Genomic DNA, 20,983 nt, shown 5'->3' on the forward strand with positions numbered 1-20,983 from the left:
TCGCGTCCGGGCGGGTGGGGTGCGTTGGGGTCGGGGCCGGGCCGGTGCGTCAGCCCGTCGCACGGTTGCCCTACGGCCCGGGGGTCATGATTCGGCGGGACTTCTCTGGGCCGCTGTGAGCGACGGGCTTGACACCGCCATCTGCCCGGCCCCGGCCCCGGCCCTGGCTCCCGCCCCGGCCCCGGCCTCTGCCGTCCGTCCGTCGGTCGTGGTCCGCCGTTCAGCCCCGCTCTGTGGCTACTCCTTTGCGGGGGTGTGGGGCAGGCCCAGTTCTCGGGACAGGGCCTCGTCGGTCCAGTCCTGGGCCCTGGTGCGGGAGATGGTGCCGTCGTAGGTCGTCATCTGTACGGCCAGGCCGTCCAGGAGGGCGGTGAGGCGGAGGGCCGTCGCGGAGGGGGCGGGGCAGTGGAACTCGCCTGCTGCCACTCCTTCTTCGATGACCTCGGTGATCGCGGCCTTCCACTGTCGGTCCAGGTCGCGGGTCACCTCGCGGAGTGCGGGGTCGCGCAGGGAGACCGCCCAGCCCTCGATCCACAGGCGCCAGCCCTTGGCCTGGCCCGTCGGGGCGTACCAGCGGACGGCCGCCCGCAGGCGGCGCAGGGCCGTGGTGCGGCGGGTCAGGAGTCTGTGGAGGTGGGCCAAGTCGTCCTCGGCCGCGTGGCGGAAGGCCTCGGCGACCAGCTTCTCCTTGGTCGAGAAGTGGTAGAGGACCAGGGCGCTGCTCACGCCCAGCACGGCTGCCACATCGGCGATCCTCACCGCCGCCACGCCGCGTGCCTCGATCTGTTCGATGGCCGCCCGCAGCAACTCCTCCCGCCGCTCGGCCACGCTCAACCGCACCCTGCCCACGTGTCAACCCTACCCACGGCCGGTGGGGGGTGCCGGTGCTCGGCGGTCCTCACCACCGGCTTCCGGCCACGGGGGATCGGGGCGTTGGAGGGTGGTTGTCCGCGGTGGCGTGCCGGGGCTCAGCGGTGCCAGCCGAAGTGGGTCGTGATGTGGGGGAGGCGGTCGGCGGCCATGGCGTGGGCGGCGGCCCTGGGGGTGGTGGCGTCGGATTCGGCTCGGGTCAGGGTGTGCGACACGAGGGCGCGCATGGCCCGGCGGACCTGGGCGAAGGCGCCGTCGGCGGTGGGCGTGATGTCGCCGAAGAGGGTCCACCACCACCAGGCGTTCGTGGCCGAGTTGACGACCACGTCCGGGAGGATCGTCACCCCACGGGCCGTGAGCAGGGCCTCGGCCTCGGGGAGGACCGGCATATTGGCGGCCTCGGCGATGAGGTGCGCGGTGATGTGCCGCTGATTGGCCGGGCCGATCGCGTAGGAGACGGCCGCGGGGATCAGGACCTCCGCCTCGGTGGCGGCCCAGGTCTCACCGGGGGCCTCCCGGTCCTCGGGGCGCAGCGCCGCGCGGTCCACCGTGCCGTGGGTGTCCCGGGCCCCGAGCAGACGTTCGATGTCCAGGCCGTCGGGATTCGTGATCAGGCCTTTGACGTCCGCCACCGCGACGATCGTCAGGCCCGCCCGGGCCAGGAAGCGGGCCGTGGCGCCGCCCATCGTGCCCAGGCCCTGGACGGCCACCCTTGTTCCGGCGTGGGTCCGGCCCGCCCGGTCCAGGGCCGTGAGCACCGACTCGGCCACGCCGAGCCCGCCCACCAACTCGTCCAGACCTATGCCGTCCACCTCCACCGCGAAGGCGTCCGCGAGGCGCCGGCGGGCCGCGTGCTCGTCGTCGAGGAGGGGGTACACCGCCTGGATCGTGGAGACCAGGCCCGCCTCGGCCGCCGCCCGGTCCACCAGGTCCTGGGTCAGGCCCAGATCCTCGCCCGTCGTCCAGCAGGATTCGATGTACGGACGCATCGCGCGCAGATAGCGGACCAGGACGTCGTACGCCTCCGGGGAGCGGGGGTCGCAGTCGATGCCGCCCTTGGCTCCGCCCAGGGGGACATAGCGGGCCTCGGGGTCGTAGTGCAGTGCCTCCTTCATGGTCATGCCACGAGCCAGACCGGCCACCTCGTCGAGGGTGCAGCCGGGGCGCATCCGTAGTCCGCCGCTCGCCACACCCCGGACCAGGCGGTCCACGACCAGAAAGCCCCGGCGGCCCGTGACGTGGTCGGTCCAGGTGAGGGACAGGAACGGGGTGGGCACGGGGTGGCCTCCAGGGGAGGGAGAAAGAGGGAATGAGGAGCGGGAACAAAATTGTTCTACTGAATCGTTGGTCAGTATGTCATCGCGCCGGGCGGGGTGGGACCGGCGCTGTCAGAGGGGCGGACCATAATGGAAAGCACTCGCGAATCATCAGGAGGTGCCGTGTCCGGTTCCCGTTCCTTGAGCTCGGGGCTGCGCGGATTGCAGCCCGCCGCCTTCGGCGCGGACCCGAGTGGTGCGCGGATGGAGCGGATTCGTAGATCCCCGCATTTCGCGAACGGGGTCTTCGTCAATCCCAAGGGCGCCCAGGTGCGTCCGTCGGGTGGTGTTGCGCTGGAGATGGCGAAGAGCCAGTTCCGCAAGGAGGAGCGGCTGCTGCGGGCTCCGGCCGGTCTCATCCCCGTGCATTCCACGACGCTGGCCGATCTCGCCAAGCCCCCCGCGAGCGGGCTGCGGATCACTTGGATGGGGCATTCCAGTGTGCTCGCCGAGATCGACGGGCAGCGGGTGCTCTTCGATCCCGTATGGGGTGAGCGGTGCTCGCCCTTCACCTTCGCCGGGCCCAAGCGGCTGCATCCCGTGCCGTTGCCGCTGGCCGCGCTCGGGCCGGTCGACGTCATCGTCATCTCGCACGACCACTACGACCACCTCGACATGCCCACGATCAAGGCGCTGGCCGGTACGGACACGGTGTTCGCGGTCCCCCTCGGCGTCGGCGCCCACCTGGAGCACTGGGGCGTCTCCGAAAGCCGGCTCCGCGAGCTGGACTGGCACGAGGCGACCAAGGTCGGCGGCCTCACCCTCACCGCCACCCCCGCCCGGCACTTCTGCGGCCGGGGCCTGCGCAACACCCAGCACACACTCTGGGCCTCCTGGGCCGTCGCCGGTGAGGGGCACCGGGTCTACCACAGCGGGGACACCGGATATTTCGAGGGCTTCAAGGACATCGGCGCCGAGCATGGTCCGTTCGACATCAACATGATCCAGATCGGCGCCTACAGCGACTTCTGGCCCGACATCCACATGACACCCGAAGAGGGCCTGCAGACCCATCTCGATCTTCAGGGCGGACAGCCGACCGGTGTCCTGCTGCCCATCCACTGGGCCACCTTCAACCTCGCTCAGCACCCTTGGGCCGAGCCCGGCGAGCGGTCCATGTGGGCGGCGCACGAGGCGGGGGTCACCCTGGCCTCGCCCCGGCCCGGGGAGCCCTTCGAGCCGAAGAGCACACCACCGGTGGACCCCTGGTGGCGTGCCGTGGCCCAGCAGCCGGTGGGTGGCTGGGCCACCTGGCCTCCGGTGGGCGAGCCGGAGCGGCTGGACCTGGTCGTGGAGAACTGAGGACACTTCCCCGCGCGGACGGTGAACGGCGCCGTTGGGGGATGGTGAACGGCAGCGTCAACCCCGCAAGAATTCTCCCGACAGGGTGATTTTTCGATTGACGGTGAGGGCCGGAGAGTGAATCGCTCCCCGGCCCTCACCGTCTTTTTGTGCCCCCTTCTGACCATCTCCGATCGAAATCCAGTGCCAAAGACGAGGCAAGAACAATCCTGCAAGAACACGCGTCCGAAGAATTCCCGGTCTGCTGTACGAGGCCCATACCAGAGCCGCGCGCTTTACGGATGTCTTTGTCAACTGCGCTCCGCACATGATGCGTTGGCGACTACTGTGAGTTGCCGTCGGACGACGCAGGGCCGAATTCTTCGACTCTCCCGATCGACATGCGCTGACGCGTGCCCGAGTCGCCCGGCCGCGGCATCCCCCACACCCCAGACGGACCAGTACGAGGACGCTGATGTCTCACCTTCGCGCACCGGCCGCCCGCCCAGACCGCCGTGAGGGCGGTCGACACGGGCGGTCGGCCACCCGCGCCGTCCCCTCACTGCCCGAGATCCACATACGGCCACAACTGCTGCGTCTTGCGGTCCTGCCCCCCACCGCCGTGGCCCTCAGCGCCTGCGCCGCAGTCCTCTTCACGGTCCGCTCCACCGGCGCCCGACCCGGTATGACGCTGTGGGCGGTCCTCGCCGGAGCCGCCGCGGTGGCCCTCGCCGGCATCCTCATCGCCGCCGTCGCCGCGGGCCGCACCGCCAAGTCCGTACGCGAACGCCTCGCCGCCCTCAGCCGGATCAGCACCAAGGGCGAGGAGGACCTGCGCGAACTGGTCGAGGCGCTCCGGCGCGGTGAGCAGCCGCCCGCGCGCGGCCCCCGCGACAAGGCCGTCGCCGACGCCGACGACTTCGAGCAGCTCACCACCGACCTCACGCGCGCCCACGACAGCGCCCTCACCGCCGTCGTCCAGGCCTCCCAGCTCTCCAGCCAGGCCGGCAGCGAGCAGAAACTCGAAGTCTTCGTGAACCTCGCCCGCCGTCTGCAGTCCCTCGTGCAGCGCGAGATCTCCATCCTCGACGACCTGGAGAACGAGATCGAGGACCCCGACCTCCTCAAGGGCCTCTTCCACGTCGACCACCTCGCCACCCGCATCCGCCGCCACGCCGAGAACCTCGCCGTCCTCGGCGGCGCTGTCTCCCGCCGGCAGTGGAGCAATCCCATCTCCATGACCGAGGTGCTGCGCTCCGCGGTCGCCGAGGTCGAGCAGTACTCCCGGGTCAAGCTGGTGCCCCCGATCGACGGCACCCTGCGCGGCCACGCCGTCGCCGACGTCATCCACCTGCTCGCCGAACTCGTCGAGAACGCCACGGTTTTCTCCGCCCCCCACACCCAAGTGCTGCTCCGCGCCAACCTCGTCACCTCCGGGCTCGCCGTCGAGGTCGAGGACCGAGGCCTCGGTATGCCCGTCGACGAGCAGAACAAGATGAACGCCCTGCTCGCCGACCCCGACCAGGTGAATGTCGCGAGCCTCCTCCAGGACGGCCGCATCGGCCTCTTCGTGGTCTCCCAACTCGCCCGCCGCCATGGCATCCAGGTCCGCCTCCAGACCAACATCTACGGCGGCATCCAGGCCGCGTTCGTCGTCCCGCAGGGTCTCCTGGGCAACGAGCCCGACACCTCCGACGATCTCCCGCAGACCCACGGCCGGGCCCAGACGCGGGGCCAGGCCCCGGTCCAGGCCCCGGCCCAGGAGAGCGCCGGTGTGCGCCGGCCGGGTGCCGCGCCCCGGCACGCCCAGCCGGCAACGTCCCAGCGGACGTCGGTGGTGGGCACGCCGGACCGGTCCGCCTCCGGTACACCGGACCGGTCGGCCTCCGGTGCGGCGACGGACCGTGGGGCGAGCAGGTTCTCGGACCTCGGCGTGGGCAGGGCCGCGGACGCCTCGGCGGCGAGAGCGTCGGGTTCCAGGGCGGGCCGGTCACTGGACGGTGGCGTCGGCAGGCCGTCGGACGGCGGGGCGGGCAGGGCATCGGACGGCGGGCCGGGGAGGGCAGCGGACGGCGGGCCGGTGACAAGGCCGTTCCGGCCGACCGCCGTGTACGGCACGCCCACCAACTCCGCCCAGCCCGGCCACCCGTCGTCGGCTCAGCCCGGCCACCCGGACACCGCCCAGCCCGGCCACCCGGACACCGGCCTGCCGGGCCCCTCGCCGTCGGCCCAGCCCGGCCACCCCTCATCACACTCGTCGCACTCGGCCTCCGCGCAGAACGCGCAGTCCGCGCAGAACGCGCAGTCCGCGCAGAACGCCCAGTCCGCCCAGCACATGCACTCCGAGCCCGGTGGGCCCAGCGGCCCCGGCACTCCCGGCACCCCCGGCCAGCCCCGTCCCTCCGTGCCCCGGCAGCAGGGGCCGGCCCGGGGGAGTGGTCAGCAGAGCCCCGGCAGAGGGAGCGGCGGTCTGACTCCGCTGCCCGTGCGCGGGGTTCATGAGGACCGGCCCAACCCGGCCGAGGCGATGCCCGGTGTCCGGCCCGAGGACCGGCGGACCGTCGCCGAGAACTCCACGAAGCCCCCGACCCCCCGCGTCGGCGGCACGATCCGCGGCACCATGGGCAAGCCCCAACTGCCCCGCCGCCGCGCCCAGCAGCACATCGTGCCCCAGCTGCGCGGCGGGCCGGCCCCCGTGCCGCGGCAGGACCCCGACCACTACATCGGCCACGACCCCGGCCTGATGGCGGCCTTCCAGCGCGGTATCGGACTCGCCGAGGCCCGCCAGATGGAGACCTCCGACTGGGACACCTCCACCCTGGACACACCCTCCTTCGACACCGCCTCATCGTTCGACACCACCCCCTCCTTCGACACCACCCCCGTCGACCTGGCGCCCCCGGACGCCGCCTCCCGCCTCGACCTGGGCCCCGCGAACCCGACGCCCCACCTCGACCTCGGCCCCCTCGACCCCACGTCCCACCTGGGCCTCGGCCCCATCGACCCCGCGTCCCCCCTCGGCGGACCCACCCGGGGCGCCGCCCCCATAGCCGTACCGCCGTCGAACCTCGACGCGCCCCATGACCTGACGTCCCGCCCCGACGGGAGCACACCGGCCGGATGACCACGCACCTCACCCCTCCCAGCGCCGCCCCCACCGCCACCCCCACGGACGTTCCCACCGCCGTTCCCACCGCCGTTCCCACCCCGTCCGCTCCCGCTGACCTGCGTACCCCAAGGAGTCGATCCACCATGGCGAGCGATGCGCCGACCGGCCATGTATCCGATCTCGACTGGCTGATGAGCGGTCTCGTGCAGCGCGTACCGCACACCACGAGCGCGGTGCTGCTGTCCTGCGACGGGCTGGTGAAGTCGGTCCACGGCCTCGACCCGGACAGCGCCGACCACATGGCGGCCCTGGCCTCCGGGCTGTACTCCCTGGGCCGCAGCGCGGGCGTCCGCTTCGGCGACGGCGGCGACGTACGCCAGGTCGTCGTCGAACTCGACTCCTCCCTGCTGTTCGTCTCCACCGCGGGCTCCGGCACCTGCCTCGCCGTGCTCGCCGGACGCGAGGCCGACGCCGCCGTCCTCGGCTACGAGATGGCGATGCTGGTCAAGAGCGTCCGCCCGTACCTGGTCACCCAGCCCCGTCAAGCCGTCGAACCCTCCGCGATGAGGCCTTGAGCGTGCCCGCGGCCGGCGACGGACCCCTGTACGACGACGCCGCCGGGCGTCTCGTCCGGCCCTACACCGTCATCAACGGCCGGACCCGGCCGACCACCGCGCTCGATCTCCTCTCACAGGTGATGGCCACCGGGGCGACCCCCCTCGGCTATCTCGGCCCCGAGCACGCACAGGCACTCGACCTGTGCCGGGCACCCGTCTCGGTCGCCGAGGTCGCCGCCCACCTCAAGCTGCCGGCGGCGGTCACCAAGGTGCTGCTGTCCGACCTGGTCGACTGCGGGGCTCTGACCACGAAGCCCCCGGCCTTCCACCACAACCCGACAGACCGGTCTCTTCTGGAGGCAGTGCTCGATGGACTACGACGACAGCTCTGACCCCTTCCCCACCGCACTGAAGATCTTGGTGGCGGGAGGGTTCGGGGTAGGCAAGACGACCTTCGTCGGCGCGGTGAGCGAGATCGCGCCGCTGAGCACGGAGGAACTGCTCACCACCGTGAGCGCCGCGACCGACAGCCTCGATGGCATCGAGAACAAGGTCGAGACGACCGTGGCCATGGACTTCGGCCGTATCACCCTCGACAAGAAGCATGTTCTCTATTTGTTCGGCACCCCCGGACAGCAGCGTTTCTGGTTCATGTGGGACGAACTCTCCGAGGGCGCGCTCGGCGCGGTCATCCTCGCCGACACCCGCCGCCTGGAGGACTGTTTCGCCGCCGTCGACTTCTTCGAGCAGCGAGGCCTCGGTTTCATCGTCGCCGTCAACGAGTTCGACGGCTCCTACCGCTACGACCCCGACGAGGTACGCGCCGCCCTCGACCTGGACCCGGCCGTCCCCGTCGTCTGCTGCGACGCCCGGATCTCCAGCTCGGGCGTCCAGACCCTGCTCACCCTCGTCCGCCACCTCCTGGACCACACCCCCGCACAGCTCCCCAGCCACGGAGCCCACACATGACGCACCGCCGTCTTCTGCTCACCCCCGACGACCGGGACGCCCCCGAGCGCGTACGGCGACTGCGGCTGCTCGGCGTGGGGGACCACCCCGACCCCGCCTTCGACGCCTTCGCCGGCCGGCTCGCCGAGGTCGCCTCGGTGCCGTACGCGATGGTCAACTTCATCGACGAGCACGGCCAGTTCTTCGCGGGCCTGCACCAGCCGCCCGGGGCGCGAGGTGTCGCCGGAGCGCTCGGTGGTGACCGTCACCTCGGACGTGACCACGGCTTCTGCCCTCATGTGGTGGTCCGGCGCAAGGCGTTGGTCCTCGACGACGTCCGCGACTACCCGCGATTCGCCGGAAACCCCGTCGTCGACGACCACGGTGTCCGCTCCTACCTCGGCGCCCCCCTGATCGACCGCACGGGCATCGCCCTCGGCACGGTCTGCGTCCTCGACCTCGAACCGAGGCCGTGGGGGAGGGCCGGTCTCGACACCATCAAGGCGATGGCGGCGGAGCTGACGGCCCAGATCGAGAGCCGTGAGGCGTTCCCCTGATCCCGGCGGCGGAGAGGGACTTGCCCCCGGGTGCGGATGGCACTTCATGGCGGATGGGCCGCATGGGTGGCGGACTACGGCATGGCGGGTGATGTGCCGCAGGGGGGCGCACTCCCCGGTGGTGCCGGAACACCGGCGCATGCGCGGGCGTGAAGGAAAGCTGCGGTTCCGTTTAAGAAATCCTCGATGGACCGGGGCGTCGCCGTACGGCAGATTGCTGAGCGTCACCACCCCTCTCCCCGGACCCCGGCTTCTTCGCCATGCCCCGCTCCGGGACCTCACCCACGGGAGCCGTACGTTGAAGGCGCTGGTCAAGGAGAAGGCGGAGCCCGGTCTGTGGCTCGTGGACGTCCCGGAGCCGGAGATCGGCCCCGGCGACGTACTGATCAAGGTGCTCCGCACCGGCATCTGCGGCACCGATCTCCATATCCGCGCCTGGGACGGCTGGGCCCGGCAGACCATCGATACCCCGCTCGTGGTCGGACACGAGTTCGTGGGCGAGGTCGTGGAGACCGGACGGGACGTCAGCGACATCGGCGTCGGCGACCGGGTCAGCGGCGAGGGCCATCTGGTGTGCGGCAAGTGCCGCAACTGCCTCGCCGGACGCCGCCATCTGTGCCGGGCCACCGTCGGCCTCGGGGTGGGCCGCGACGGCGCGTTCGCCCAGTACGTGGCGCTGCCCGCCTCCAACGTCTGGGTGCACCGCGTCCCCGTGGACCTCGATGTCGCGGCCATCTTCGACCCGTTCGGCAACGCCGTGCACACCGCGCTGTCCTTCCCGCTGGTCGGCGAGGACGTACTGATCACCGGGGCCGGGCCCATCGGGCTGATGGCGGCGGCGGTGGCCCGGCACGCCGGCGCCCGCCACGTGATGGTCACCGATGTGAGCGAGGAACGGCTGGAGCTGGCCCGCAAGATCGGTGCGAGCCTCGCGCTGAACGTGTCGGAGGCCCGGATCGCCGACGGACAGCGGGAGTTGGGCCTGCGCGAGGGCTTCGACATCGGCCTGGAGATGTCCGGCAACCCCGCCGCCCTGCGCGACATGCTCGCCAATATGACCCACGGCGGCCGGATCGCCATGCTCGGGCTGCCGTCCGAGGAGTTCGCCGTCGACTGGTCCCGGATCGTCACCTCGATGATCACCCTCAAGGGCGTCTACGGCCGCGAGATGTTCGAGACCTGGTACGCCATGTCCGTCCTCCTGGAGGGCGGCCTCGACCTCGCCCCCGTGATCACCGGCCGCTACGGCTACCGCGATCACGAGGCGGCCTTCACCGACGCGGCGAGCGGCCACGGCGGCAAGGTCATCCTCGACTGGACCGAATGACTCCCCAGGACCGCGTAAGTCACCCGTACTCCAGGACCGCGTAAGTCACCCGTACTTCAAGGAGCTTCCCGATGTTCGACTCCGTGCGCGACGACCTCCGCGCCACCCTCGACGAGATCCGCGCCGCCGGACTGCACAAGCCCGAGCGCGTCATCGGCACCCCGCAGTCCGCGACCGTCAACGTCACGGCGGGCGGCCGTCCCGGCGAGGTCCTCAACTTCTGCGCCAACAACTACCTCGGCCTCGCCGACCATCCCGAGGTGATCGCCGCCGCCCACCGGGCCCTCGACCGCTGGGGCTACGGCATGGCCTCGGTCCGCTTCATCTGCGGAACGCAGGAGGTCCACAAGGAGTTGGAGGCCAGGCTGTCGGCGTTCCTCGGCCAGGAGGACACGATCCTGTACTCCTCCTGCTTCGACGCGAACGGAGGTGTCTTCGAGACGCTCCTCGGCCCCGAGGACGCGGTGATCTCGGACGCGCTGAACCACGCCTCGATCATCGACGGCATCCGTCTGACCAAGGCCCGCCGCTTCCGCTACGCCAACCGCGATCTCGCCGATCTGGAAACGCGGTTGAAGGAGGCGCAGTCCGCGAGGCGGCGCCTGATCGTCACGGACGGCGTCTTCTCCATGGACGGCTATGTGGCGCCGCTGGCCGACATCTGCGACCTCGCCGACCGCTACGACGCCATGGTCATGGTCGACGACTCCCACGCCGTCGGCTTCACCGGCCCCGGCGGTCGCGGCACCCCCGAACTGCACGGCGTCATGGACCGCGTCGACATCGTCACCGGCACCCTCGGCAAGGCCCTCGGCGGGGCCTCCGGCGGCTATGTCGCCGCCCGCGCCGAGATCGTCGCCCTCCTGCGCCAGCGCTCCCGCCCCTACCTCTTCTCCAACACCCTCGCCCCGGTGATCGCGGCGGCGTCGCTCAAGGTCCTGGATCTGCTGGAGGGGGCGGGGGATCTGCGCGAGAGGCTGGCCGCCAACACGGCGCTCTTCCGCGACCGGATGACCGAGGAGGGCTTCGACATCCTCCCCGGCGACCACCCCATCGCCCCCGTGATGATCGGCGACGCGGCGAAGGCGGCGTGTCTGGCGGAGCTGCTCCTCGACCGGGGCGTCTATGTCATCGGCTTCTCCTACCCGGTCGTCCCCCAGGGACAGGCCCGCATCCGCGTCCAGCTCTCCGCCGCCCACTCCACGGAGGACGTCAACCGGGCGGTGGACGCGTTCGTGTCGGCGCGGGCAGAGCTGGAGGCGGAACTCGCGGTGGCGGAGGCGCCGGTGGCCTGAGCGGGCCCGGCGCCCGTCAAAGCGGGCATTTGAGAGAATCGACGCATGATCGAGGCACGGCGGCTCCACATCCTCCGTGCGGTGGCCGACCACCGCACGGTCACGGCGGCTGCCGCCGCGCTCTATCTCACCCCGTCCGCCGTCTCCCAGCAGCTGACCGCCCTGGAACAGGAGACGGGCCACCGTCTCGTCGAACGCGGCGCGAAGGGCGTACGACTGACCCCGGCCGGCGAGATCCTGCTTGGCCACACCCATGTGGTCCTCGCCCAACTGGAGCGTGCGGCGGCCGAGTTGGCGGCGTACGACTCGGGTCGGGCCGGTACGGTCACCGTCGCCTCCTTCGCGACCGGTATCGCCCTGGTCGTCGCCCCCGCCGTGGCCCGCCTCGCCGCCACGGCGCCCGGCATACGGCTCCGGGTCCAGGACGCCGAGGGCGATGCCAGCCTCCCGATGGTCCTCGACCGACAGATCGACATCGCGGTGGCCGTCGAGTACCGAGGAGCGCCCCCGGCCGACGACCCCCGTCTCACCTATGTGCCCCTCTACGCCGAGCCCTTCGACGCGGTGGTCCCGGTCACCCACCGGCTCGCCGACGCCGAAGAGATCCCTCTCGCGGAGTTGGCCAAGGACCCGTGGATCGGCCCCTACCCCGGTAACCCCTGCCATGATGTCGTCGTCCTGGCCTGCGAGAACGCCGGCTTCCAGCCCCGTCTCGAACACTCCTCGGACGACTTCCGCGCGGTGGTGGCCCTCGCCTCGGCCGACGCGGGCGTCGCCCTCGTCCCGAGGTCCGCGCTCCGTGGGATGGACCTCACCGGCGTCGTCGTACGCCCGGTCGACGGCGTGGCGCCCACACGCCGGGTCTTCGCGGCCATACGGCGGGGCGCGGAGGAGCATCCGCTGATCCGCCCCGTGCTGGAGGCACTCGGGGAGGCGGCGCGGGCGTGAACCCCCCGTAACCCGCCTGTCTCATATCAGGGATAGCCTCTCGAATATGAGACACGACCCGGCGGGAGGCACACCCGCCGCGCCCACCACACCCGCCGCGCCGGCCGTGCCCGCGAAGGCCGCCATGGATTCCGTGGACGTCCGTCTCGCCGCCCGGCTCACCGAGTTGCGCGCCGAACAGGGCTGGTCCCTGGACGAGTTGGCGGACCGCAGCGGAGTGAGCCGGTCGACGCTGTCCCGCGCGGAGCGGGCCGAGACCAGCCCCACCGCCGCGATCCTGAACCGTCTGTGCCAGGTCTACGGCCGCACGATGTCCCAGCTCCTCAGCGAGGTGGAAACCGACCCCGTCACGGTCGTACGCGCCGCCGACCAGACCGTCTGGGAGGACAGCGCCTCCGGCTTCGTACGACGATCCGTGTCCCCGCCGACGGCCGGACTGCGCGGCGAACTGATCGAGGGCCGTCTGCGCGCGGGCTCCGACATCGTCTACGACGGGCCGTCCGTGCCCGGCCTCGAACAGCACATCTGGGTTCTCGCCGGGGCACTACGGGTGACCGACCGGGGTGTCGAGCACGAGCTGGCGGTCGGGGACTGTCTGCGGATGCGGGTGTGGGGGCCGACGCGGTTCCGGTGCGCGGGGCCGGAGGCGGTGCGGTACGCGTTGATGGTGGTGGAGCCGTGACAGGGATGACACCGGGAGGAACGACCGTGATCGAGAAGCTTGATGGCGCTCAACTGCTCGCTGAGGTGGAGGAGTTGGCGGATCTGCTGACCGACACCGTGAACGGCGGGGCCTCCATCGGCTTCCTCGCCCCGCTCGACCGCGCTACGGCCGTCGAGTGGTGGCGCGGCCGTGCCGAGGCCGTCACCGCCGGTGGACTCGCCGTATGGGTGGCGCGGGACGGCGACCGGGTGGTGGGCACCGTCAGCCTCGACTTCCCGGACAAGCCCAACAGCCGGCACCGGGCCGAACTGGTCAAACTGATGGTCCACCCGGACGGCCGCGGCCAGGGCCTCGGCCGCGCCCTGCTCACGACCGCCGAGCGGGCCGCCGTGGCCGCCGGTGTCACCCTCCTCCACCTGGACACGGAGACCGACAGCCCGGCCGAACGCCTCTACGGCAAGGCCGGCTGGACCCGTATCGGCGTCATCCCCGACTACGCGGCGGACCCGCACGGCACGCTCCGGCCGACGTCGATCTACTTCAAGCACGTGGGCGGCGGCAACGGCACGGGTGAGGCGACGGAAGAAGGGGCGGTGCCGTCGGTCGGGGTCACGGCCGGGTGATTGTCAGTGCCGCCCGCTACGGTGCGTCCCATGTCCGATGCTGAAGACGTACGACGGGTCGCCCTCTCCCTGCCCGACACCACGGAGAAGGTCGCCTGGAGCATGCCCACGTTCCGGGTCGCGGGGAAGATGTTCGCCACTCTGCCCGAGGACGAGACGTCCATGGCCGTGCGCTGCCCCAAGGAGGAGCGCGACGAACTGGTCCTGGCCGAGCCCGGGAAGTTCTGGATCGCCGACCACGAGGCGGGGTTCGCCTGGGTGAGGGTACGGCTCTCGGCGCTGGAGGACGAGCCCGAGCTGCGGGACATCCTCGCCGACTCCTGGCGCCAGGCGGCCCCGGCCCGACTGCTGGAGGCGTACCCGGAGTTGGGACTGCCGACCGCCGACTGACCAGGCCCGCACTAAACGGGTGCGCGACCATCATCCCGAGTGCGGTATTGTTTCCATGCGCGTCCAACCAGGGGAAACCCCAGGTCAGACGGGCAACGGGACGTGGCGCAGCTTGGTAGCGCACTTGACTGGGGGTCAAGGGGTCGCAGGTTCAAATCCTGTCGTCCCGACTTTACGAAGTCGCAGGTCAGGGGCAGTTTCAGAGGAGATCTGAAACTGCCCCTCGATCTTTCTCGGGGACCGGTCGGGGACCGCCGCCGGGGGTCGGCCCCGGGCGGCTGTGCCGTGTCGTCGGGGCCGGGGGTGTGGCACGCGCGCGGTAGACCAGGTACGGCCGTACGAGGTAGCCGACCGGTGCGCTCCAGACGTGGACCAGCCGGGTGAACGGCCAGACCGCGAAGAGGACACAGGCGGTCAGGGCGTGCAGTTGGAACAGCCACGGTGCCCCGGCGATCGCCTCCGGCTGGGGTCGCAGGATGAACAGACCCCGGAACCACACGGAGACCGTGGAGCGGTAGTCGTAACCCGCGCCGAACACGTTGTGGGCGACGGTGGCGGTGATGCCGAGCAGGACGGTGGCGGACAGCAAGGGAAAGAGGAACTTGTCGCTGCGGTCTGTGGCGAGGCGAATCCTGCGGGTCAGCAGACGCCGGGCGCACAGCATTCCGAGCCCCCCGACCATCGCCGCGCCCGCCACCGAGCCCGCCCAGACGGCGGTGGTGTGATAGGCGTGCTCGGAGATCCCGGCGCCCTCCGTCCAGGACGCCGGTACCGCGAGTCCGGCCACATGGCCCGCGATGACCATGAAGGCACCCAGGTGGAACAGCGGGCTGCCCCAGCGCAGCCAGCGGTGTTCGAGGAGCTGACTGGTGTGGGTGGTCCAGCCGAACTGGTCGTGCCGGTACCGCCAGACATGACCGAGGGCGAACACCGCGAGGCAGATATAGGGGACAGCCACCCAGAGGAGCAGGTCGGCGCCGCTCGCTGGGGCGGCTGCGGTGTCCGGGGCGTTCATCGGTGGCCTTCCTGGGGCGAGGGAGCAGGCATGAGGGTGGGGGATGTCCGCGCGGGCGGTACGAAGGTGCCGGGTGGCGCGAACTCACCGGCCCCGTACGTCCCGTAGGGGTCGAGGCCGACGTCCTCGTCGGGCGGTCCCTGTGCGGCCAGTTCGGCCACAGCCTTCAGGTCGGCCTCCGTTGGCGGCGGCAGGAGGGTGAGCAGAGCGGCGAGAACATGGCGGTAGGGGGAGCCGGCGTCGGTCAGGGCGAGGTGGATCAGCTCCAGGCCCCGCCGGTGCCGGCGTAGCGGTGCCTCGCCCGTCCGGGTTCCGGCGAGGGCGGCGAACTCCAGGACCACGGGGAGGTGGTCGGGGAGCTCGCCGGTTGCGGCCTCCCAGCCGGACGCCCGGTACCGCTGGTTCAGGGTGAGCAGGGCCATGCCCCGGCGGCGGGTGTCGCCGTGCAGGTAGTAGGTGAGGTGGAGGCCGCTCTTGCGGCGCAGGTCGAACATCTCCACGTAGTGGCGTTGCAGCCCGTCCGGTTCCCGGTCGGTGAACCACGTGGTGAAAGCGGTCAGGTGGTCGGCGGCGGGGGAGGGCGGCAGGTCCACGACGGCCGCCGTCAACTCGGCCCGGGCGCTCGTGAGTTCGCAGTCCGGGTACTGCAGCAGCAGGGAGCACAGCCGCAGCACCAGGGCACGGGCCTCGGCCTCCTCGCGGGTGCGGCGGGACGGGCGGCGCACGGCGGCCCGGACGCGGGTGCGGACGATGGCGGGGATCGTCGCCGGCAGCGGGCTCACGGGCGGCCTCCGGTGGTGTCTCGGCGCGGGGTGAGCAGGCCGAGCAGCACACGGCGGCCGGACCGCTCCTCTCCCGAGGACTCGACCGGACAGCGGTTCTCCATCGCGCTCAGCGCGGCGGCGTCCTCCTTGTGGGCGGCGGGGACGACATACCGGTCGGTGTACTTGGCCACGGCGAGCAGCCGGTGCAGGTTCTCCGCCTCCCGAGGGGTGAGGCCGACGGCCTTGAGCACCGCCTCGTCTCCCGTCTCGCCGAGCGTGCGTTCGCGCATGTACGAGCGCAGTGCCGTGAGTTTCATCAGCACTCCGGCGACGACCTCCGCGTCCCCGGCGGTGAACAGCTCCGCCAGGTACTCCAGCGGAATGCGCAACCGGGTCACGGCGGCGAAGACATGGTCGGGGTCGTCCTGGTCGCCGCCGGCCGCGTCGACGGCGTCGAGGACCGGGGAGAGCGGGGGGACGTACCAGACCATGGGCAGGGTGCGGTACTCCGGGTGCAGGGGCAATGCGACCTTGTAGCGGGACACCAGGTCGTACACGGGGGACCGGCTGGCAGCCTCCAGCCAGTCGTCGGGGATGCCGGATTCCCTAGCGGCCGCCCGGACTTCGGGGTCGTGCGGGTCGAGGAACACCCCGCGCTGGGCGTCCAGCAGGTCCTTCTCGTCGGGGGTGGCGGCGGCCTCGCCGACACGGTCGGCGTCGTAGAGGAGCAGGCCGAGGTAGCGCAGACGGCCGACGCAGGTCTCGGAGCAGACGGTGGGCCGGCCGGCCTCGACGCGAGGGAAGCAGAAGGTGCACTTCTCGGCCTTGCCGGTGGCGTGGTTGACGTACACCTTCTTGTACGGGCACGCCGTCACGCACATCCGCCAGCCCCGGCAGCGGTCCTGGTCGACGAGGACGATGCCGTCCTCGACCCGCTTGTACAGGGCGCCGGACGGACAGGCCGACACACAGGCCGGGTTGAGGCAGTGCTCGCACAGCCGGGGCAGGTGGAAGAGGAAGGTCTGCTCGAACTCGAACTTGACCTTCCGCGCCCACTCACCGGTCAGGTTCGGGTCGGCGCCCGCGTGCTCGGGGGCGCCGCCGAGGCCGTCCTCCCAGTTGGCGCCCCAGGTGATGGCGGTGGGCTTGCCGGTGAGGACCGAGCGGGGGCGGGCGACCGGCAGGTCCGGGCCGGCCGGGGCGCTGACGAGGTTGTCGTAGTCGTAGGTGACGGGCTCGTAGTAGTCCTCGATGGTGGGCAGGTCGGGGTTGGAGAACAGGGAGAGGAGTCGCCTGACGCGTCCGCCGGAGCGCAGGACCAGCCGCCCGCGCCGGTCGAGCGTCCAGCCGCCCTTCCACTGTTCCTGGTCCTCGTAGCGGCGCGGGTAGCCGACGCCGGGCTTGGTCTCGACGTTGTTGAACCAGGCGTACTCGACACCCGGCCGGTTGCTCCAGGTCTGCTTGCAGGTGACCGAGCAGGTGTGGCAGCCGATGCACTTGTCGAGGTTCATCACCATCGCGATCTGGGCCATCACCCTTCCAACAGCGGCTTCGCCACGGGTCATGTCAGTACTCCACATCCTGCGAGCGACGGCGGATGACCGTGACCTCGTCGCGCTGGTTGCCGGTCGGGCCGTAGTAGTTGAAGGCATAGGTGAACTGGGCGTAGCCGCCCGCGAGATGGGTGGGCTTGACCAGGAGCCGGGTCAGGGAGTTGTGGATGCCGCCGCGCCTGCCGCTGACCTCGGTCCTGGGGACGTTCACCGTGCGGTCCTTGGCGTGGTACATGTACACCGTGCCCTCCGGCATACGGTGGGTGACCACGGCCCGGGCGGCTACGACACCGTTGCGGTTGTACGCCTCGATCCACTCGTTGTCCTTGACGCCGATCTTCTCGGCGTCGGCGGTGGACATCCAGATCACCGGGCCGCCCCGGGACAGGGCGAGCATATGGGCGTTGTCCTGGTACGCGGAGTGGATGGACCACTTGGAGTGCGGGGTGAGGTAGCGGACCGTCACCTCGGCGCGCTCGCCGCCCAGTTCCTCGTCGCCGTAGTGCCTGCGGGTGTTCAACGGGGGCCGGTACACGGGCAGTTGCTCGCCCATCTCCGCGATCCAGTCGTGCTGGACGAAGAAGTGCTGGCGTCCGGTGAGGGTGTGCCAGGGCTTGAAGTGCTCGACGTTGATGACGAACGGGGAGTAACGGCGCCCGCCGGTCTCGCTGCCCGACCACTCGTACGACGTCAGCACCGCGCGGGGCTGGACGCGGGTGTCGGCGAACGTGATCCGCTCGGCCTCGCGCTCGGCCGCCAGCTCCACCAGGCCCTCGCCGCCGGTGCGTTCCTCAAGCCGCCGGAACCCCTCGGTGGCCAGACGGCCGTTGGTGGTGCCGGACAGGGCGAGGATCGCCTCGCACATGTCGGAGGCGGTGGCGAGGGAGGGGCGTCCGGCGGCGATGCCGTCCGTGACGGTGCCGTTGCGGTGCCGCAGGTCCGCCACCTCCTGGTCCGGGCGGACGGTGACGCCCTTGGTCGTGGTGCCCAGGGTGTCCAGCAGCGGGCCGACGGCACGCATCTTCTGGGCCACGGCGGTGTAGTCCCGCTCGATGGTGACCAGCCTCGGCATGGTCCGCCCGGGGATCGGCTCGCACTCACCGGTCTTCCAGTCCCGTACGGCCCCGCCGGGCTGGGCGAGTTCGTCGGGGGTGTCGTGCAGCAGCGGCACCGCGAGGACGTCGATACGGGTGCCCAGGTGCTCGGCGGCCAGCTCGCTGAAGCGGTCGGCGATCGTCAGGAACGTGTCGTAGTCGGTGCGGGCCTGCCAGGGCGGGGCGATGGCCGGGGTGAAGGCGTGCACGAAGGGGTGCATGTCGGTCGACGACAGATCGTCCTTCTCGTACCAGGTGGCCGCGGGCAGGACCACATCGGCGAGCAGCCCGGTGGACGTCATCCGGAAGTCCATCGTCACCAGCAGGTCGAGCTTGCCCTCGGGGGCCTCCTCCCGCCACACCACGTCCTTGGGGCGCCCCTCGGGCGGGGTCTGCTCGGAGCGGACCGCCGCGTCCGTGCCCAGCAGATGGCGCAGGAAGTACTCGTTGCCCTTGCCGGAGGAACCGAGCAGATTGGCCCGCCAGACCGTCAGGACGCGGGGGAAGCTGGCGGGGTCGTCGGGGTCCTCGGCGGCGAACTTCAGCCGCCCGGACCTGAGTTCGCCGACGATGTGCTCGGCGGGTGTACGGCCCTCAGCCGCGGCCTCGTCGGTCAGGTCGAGCGGATTGCGGTTGAAGCCGGGGTGTCCCGGCGTCCATCCCATCCGGATCGCCTGGGCCAGACAGTCGGCGGTGGCACGGCCCGCGAACCGGCCCTCGCCCAGCGGGGACGCCAACTCGTCCGGCCCGAAGGCCTCGTAGCGCCACTGGTCGGTGTTGAGATACCAGTACGAGGTGCCCGCCATATGCCGGGTGGGCCGCTGCCAGTCGAAGGCGAAGGCCAGGTGCTGCAGTCCCGTGATCGGGCGGATCTTCTCCTGCCCCACATAGTGCGCCCAGCCGCCGCCGTTGACGCCCTGGCAGCCGGTCATCATGACCAGGGCGAGGAAGGCCCGGTAGATGGTGTCGGAGTGGAACCAGTGGTTGGTGCCGGCGCCGAGGGCGATCATCGAACGGCCCTGTGTCCGCTCGGCGTTGCGGGCGAACTCCCTGGCGATCCGGGCCGCCTGCTCGGCGGGCACGGAGGTGACGGTCTCCTGCCAGGCGGGCGTGCACGGCTGCGCCGCGTCCTCGTACGACGACGGCCAGCTCCCCGGGAGCCCCGGCCGCTCCACCCCGTACTGCGCCAGCAGCAGATCGAAGACCGTGGTGACCAGCCGCCCGCCGATCCGGCGCACCGGGACCCCGCGCACCATGGTCGAGCCGCCCTCCGTCGGGCCCTCGTCGAAGCGGGGCAGGGTGATTTCGGCCATCCGCTCGGCCCGTTCGAGCAGGCTCAGCTCGGGGACCGCGTCGCCCAGGTCGAGGTTCCAGCGGCCTCGCCCGGCCTCTCCCCACCGAAAGCCGAGCGAGCCGCCGGGGACCACCGGTTCACCGGTGGCCCGGTCCAGGAGTACGGTCTTGAAGTCGGCATGCTCCTCGTCACGGCCGAGGTCGGCGGCGGTCAGGAACCCGTCCGGGACAAGACCGTGCCGCTCGTGCTCGCGCAGGGTCACCAGGAACGGGGCGTCCGTGTAAGTCGTCAAGTAGTCCCGGAAATAGGGAACTTCACGGTCCACGAGGAACTCGCGCAGGATCACATGGCCCATGGCCATCGCCAGCGCGCCGTCCGTGCCCGGGTGCGGGGCCAGCCACTCGTCGGCGTGCTTGACGTTGTCGGCGTAGTCCGGGCTGACCGCGACGATCTTGGTGCCGTTGTAGCGGGTCTCGGTGAGGAAGTGCGCGTCCGGGGTGCGGGTGACGGGGATGTTCGACCCCCACATGATCAGATAGCCGGCGTTCCACCAGTCGGCGGCCTCCGGGACGTCCGTCTGGTCGCCGAAGACCTGCGGTGAGGCGATCGGCAGGTCCGCGTACCAGTCGTAGAAGGACAGGAGAATGCCGCCGATGAGCGACATGAAGCGGGCGCCGGCGGCGAAGGAGGCCATGGACATCGCGGGGATGGGGGAGAAGCCGGCGACACGGTCGGGGCCGTACGTCCTGATGGTGTGGACGTGGGCGGCGGCGATCAGCTCGCTCACCTCGTCCCAGTCGGCCCGCACCAGGCCGCCCTTGCCACGAGCCCGTTTGTAGGCGCGTGCCTTGGCCGGGTCGCCGGTGATCTCGGCCCAGGCCGCCACCGGGTCGCCGAGCCGCCGCCGGGCCTCCCGCCACAGCTTCAGCAACTCCCCGCGCACATACGGGTACCGGACGCGGCTGGGCGAGTACGTGTACCAGGAGAACGAGGCCCCACGGGGGCAGCCGCGCGGCTCGTACTCGGGGCAGTCCGCGCCGATCGACGGGTAGTCGGTGGCCTGGTGCTCCCAGGTGATGATGCCGTCCTTGACGTACACCATCCACGAGCAGGAGCCGGTGCAGTTCACCCCGTGCGTCGAGCGCACCACCCTGTCGTGGGCCCAGCGGTCCCGGTAGAAGCCCTCCCAGCGGGGGTCGGCCCCGCCGAACACGGCACGCCCGTCGACCGACACCTCACGGCGGGTCAGCAGCCTCCGGGCGGCCAGCGGCCAGCCCTCACCGGTGCCGGACGCTCGGCGCCGCCCTGCGTTCTGCTCGTTGTCCATGGCCAGGGACGCTAGGCGCGGCGGACCCCGGCGCGCCTTGGGTCGCCGGTC

Annotated in this window: 18 protein-coding genes and 1 tRNA gene; 13 read left to right on the top strand and 6 right to left on the bottom strand. The window is 71.3% G+C overall.

Features of this window, described 5'->3' with window-relative positions; genetic code table 11:
- Window positions 1-237 precede the first annotated feature (237 nt).
- Window positions 238-849 (bottom strand): TetR/AcrR family transcriptional regulator, encoded by a 612-nt coding sequence (locus tag ACWD4G_RS05890; RefSeq protein ID WP_451290958.1) that lies wholly within the window; start codon window positions 847-849, stop codon window positions 238-240.
- A gap of 119 nt (window positions 850-968) precedes the next feature.
- Window positions 969-2,147 carry a Glu/Leu/Phe/Val dehydrogenase dimerization domain-containing protein gene (locus ACWD4G_RS05895; protein WP_451290959.1) on the bottom strand — a complete coding sequence of 393 codons (1,179 nt, stop codon included), beginning with the start codon at window positions 2,145-2,147 and terminating at the stop codon, window positions 969-971.
- A 162-nt stretch (window positions 2,148-2,309) separates the two neighbouring features.
- Between ACWD4G_RS05895 and ACWD4G_RS05900 the strand changes: the two genes are divergently transcribed.
- The 13 genes from ACWD4G_RS05900 (at window position 2,310) to ACWD4G_RS05960 (ending at window position 14,055) form a co-directional block, all read left to right on the top strand.
- Window positions 2,310-3,488 carry an MBL fold metallo-hydrolase gene (locus ACWD4G_RS05900; RefSeq protein ID WP_451290960.1) on the top strand — a complete coding sequence of 393 codons (1,179 nt, stop codon included), beginning with the start codon at window positions 2,310-2,312 and terminating at the stop codon, window positions 3,486-3,488.
- A gap of 454 nt (window positions 3,489-3,942) precedes the next feature.
- Window positions 3,943-6,591, top strand: coding sequence for an ATP-binding protein (locus ACWD4G_RS05905; protein WP_451290961.1), 2,649 nt, complete (start codon window positions 3,943-3,945; stop codon window positions 6,589-6,591).
- Between the two features lie 128 nt (window positions 6,592-6,719).
- On the top strand, window positions 6,720-7,151 hold the full coding sequence (locus ACWD4G_RS05910; RefSeq protein WP_033529559.1) for a roadblock/LC7 domain-containing protein: 432 nt from the start codon (window positions 6,720-6,722) through the stop codon (window positions 7,149-7,151).
- A 2-nt stretch (window positions 7,152-7,153) separates the two neighbouring features.
- Window positions 7,154-7,525 carry a DUF742 domain-containing protein gene (locus tag ACWD4G_RS05915; protein ID WP_451275455.1) on the top strand — a complete coding sequence of 124 codons (372 nt, stop codon included), beginning with the start codon at window positions 7,154-7,156 and terminating at the stop codon, window positions 7,523-7,525.
- Window positions 7,503-8,102 carry a GTP-binding protein gene (locus ACWD4G_RS05920; RefSeq protein ID WP_451290962.1) on the top strand — a complete coding sequence of 200 codons (600 nt, stop codon included), beginning with the start codon at window positions 7,503-7,505 and terminating at the stop codon, window positions 8,100-8,102. Before ACWD4G_RS05915 ends, ACWD4G_RS05920 begins: the two co-directional genes overlap by 23 nt.
- On the top strand, window positions 8,099-8,638 hold the full coding sequence (locus ACWD4G_RS05925; protein ID WP_451290963.1) for a GAF domain-containing protein: 540 nt from the start codon (window positions 8,099-8,101) through the stop codon (window positions 8,636-8,638). The genes ACWD4G_RS05920 and ACWD4G_RS05925 overlap by 4 nt, the downstream gene beginning before the upstream one ends.
- A gap of 298 nt (window positions 8,639-8,936) precedes the next feature.
- The gene (tdh, locus tag ACWD4G_RS05930; protein WP_451290964.1) at window positions 8,937-9,965 is read left to right on the top strand and encodes an L-threonine 3-dehydrogenase; all 1,029 of its coding nucleotides are present in this window, start codon (window positions 8,937-8,939) and stop codon (window positions 9,963-9,965) included.
- Between the two features lie 71 nt (window positions 9,966-10,036).
- Window positions 10,037-11,260 (top strand): glycine C-acetyltransferase, encoded by a 1,224-nt coding sequence (locus ACWD4G_RS05935; protein ID WP_451290965.1) that lies wholly within the window; start codon window positions 10,037-10,039, stop codon window positions 11,258-11,260.
- A 45-nt stretch (window positions 11,261-11,305) separates the two neighbouring features.
- Window positions 11,306-12,208, top strand: coding sequence for a LysR family transcriptional regulator (locus ACWD4G_RS05940; RefSeq protein ID WP_451290966.1), 903 nt, complete (start codon window positions 11,306-11,308; stop codon window positions 12,206-12,208).
- A gap of 124 nt (window positions 12,209-12,332) precedes the next feature.
- Complete coding sequence (locus ACWD4G_RS05945; protein WP_451291150.1) at window positions 12,333-12,890, top strand: helix-turn-helix domain-containing protein; 558 nt, start codon at window positions 12,333-12,335, stop codon at window positions 12,888-12,890.
- Between the two features lie 5 nt (window positions 12,891-12,895).
- Window positions 12,896-13,495: an N-acetyltransferase family protein gene (locus ACWD4G_RS05950; RefSeq protein WP_451290967.1), complete on the top strand. Its 600-nt coding sequence runs from the start codon at window positions 12,896-12,898 to the stop codon at window positions 13,493-13,495.
- 30 nt (window positions 13,496-13,525) lie between these two features.
- Window positions 13,526-13,885, top strand: coding sequence for an MmcQ/YjbR family DNA-binding protein (locus tag ACWD4G_RS05955; RefSeq protein ID WP_451290968.1), 360 nt, complete (start codon window positions 13,526-13,528; stop codon window positions 13,883-13,885).
- 96 nt (window positions 13,886-13,981) lie between these two features.
- Window positions 13,982-14,055, top strand: a tRNA-Pro gene (locus ACWD4G_RS05960).
- Window positions 14,056-14,084: 29 nt separating this feature from the next.
- Here the strand turns inward: ACWD4G_RS05960 and narI are convergent.
- Genes narI through ACWD4G_RS05980 form a run of 4 tightly spaced genes read right to left on the bottom strand, consistent with a single transcriptional unit; the run spans window position 14,085 to window position 20,932 of the window.
- Window positions 14,085-14,900: a respiratory nitrate reductase subunit gamma gene (narI, locus tag ACWD4G_RS05965; RefSeq protein WP_451290969.1), complete on the bottom strand. Its 816-nt coding sequence runs from the start codon at window positions 14,898-14,900 to the stop codon at window positions 14,085-14,087.
- The gene (gene narJ, locus ACWD4G_RS05970; RefSeq protein WP_451290970.1) at window positions 14,897-15,682 is read right to left on the bottom strand and encodes a nitrate reductase molybdenum cofactor assembly chaperone; all 786 of its coding nucleotides are present in this window, start codon (window positions 15,680-15,682) and stop codon (window positions 14,897-14,899) included. The genes narI and narJ overlap by 4 nt, the downstream gene beginning before the upstream one ends.
- Window positions 15,679-17,229 carry a nitrate reductase subunit beta gene (narH, locus tag ACWD4G_RS05975; RefSeq protein WP_451290971.1) on the bottom strand — a complete coding sequence of 517 codons (1,551 nt, stop codon included), beginning with the start codon at window positions 17,227-17,229 and terminating at the stop codon, window positions 15,679-15,681. The genes narJ and narH overlap by 4 nt, the downstream gene beginning before the upstream one ends.
- A gap of 1 nt (window position 17,230) precedes the next feature.
- Window positions 17,231-20,932: a nitrate reductase subunit alpha gene (locus ACWD4G_RS05980; RefSeq protein WP_451290972.1), complete on the bottom strand. Its 3,702-nt coding sequence runs from the start codon at window positions 20,930-20,932 to the stop codon at window positions 17,231-17,233.
- Window positions 20,933-20,983 lie beyond the last annotated feature (51 nt).

Source organism: Streptomyces sp. NPDC002643 (genome assembly GCF_053592555.1).

What these genes read in the sequence shown, in the direction of transcription:
- ACWD4G_RS05905 (WP_451290961.1), top strand. Translation starts at nt 3,943, where the DNA reads ATGTCTCACCTTCGCGCACCGGCCGCCCGCCCAGACCGCCGTGAGGGC.
- ACWD4G_RS05910 (WP_033529559.1), top strand. Translation starts at nt 6,720, where the DNA reads ATGGCGAGCGATGCGCCGACCGGCCATGTATCCGATCTCGACTGGCTG.
- ACWD4G_RS05920 (WP_451290962.1), top strand. Translation starts at nt 7,503, where the DNA reads ATGGACTACGACGACAGCTCTGACCCCTTCCCCACCGCACTGAAGATC.
- ACWD4G_RS05925 (WP_451290963.1), top strand. Translation starts at nt 8,099, where the DNA reads ATGACGCACCGCCGTCTTCTGCTCACCCCCGACGACCGGGACGCCCCC.
- ACWD4G_RS05935 (WP_451290965.1), top strand. Translation starts at nt 10,037, where the DNA reads ATGTTCGACTCCGTGCGCGACGACCTCCGCGCCACCCTCGACGAGATC.
- ACWD4G_RS05940 (WP_451290966.1), top strand. Translation starts at nt 11,306, where the DNA reads ATGATCGAGGCACGGCGGCTCCACATCCTCCGTGCGGTGGCCGACCAC.
- ACWD4G_RS05945 (WP_451291150.1), top strand. Translation starts at nt 12,333, where the DNA reads ATGGATTCCGTGGACGTCCGTCTCGCCGCCCGGCTCACCGAGTTGCGC.
- ACWD4G_RS05950 (WP_451290967.1), top strand. Translation starts at nt 12,896, where the DNA reads ATGACACCGGGAGGAACGACCGTGATCGAGAAGCTTGATGGCGCTCAA.
- ACWD4G_RS05955 (WP_451290968.1), top strand. Translation starts at nt 13,526, where the DNA reads ATGTCCGATGCTGAAGACGTACGACGGGTCGCCCTCTCCCTGCCCGAC.
- narI (WP_451290969.1), bottom strand. Translation starts at nt 14,900, where the DNA reads ATGAACGCCCCGGACACCGCAGCCGCCCCAGCGAGCGGCGCCGACCTG.
- narH (WP_451290971.1), bottom strand. Translation starts at nt 17,229, where the DNA reads ATGACCCGTGGCGAAGCCGCTGTTGGAAGGGTGATGGCCCAGATCGCG.
- ACWD4G_RS05980 (WP_451290972.1), bottom strand. Translation starts at nt 20,932, where the DNA reads ATGGACAACGAGCAGAACGCAGGGCGGCGCCGAGCGTCCGGCACCGGT.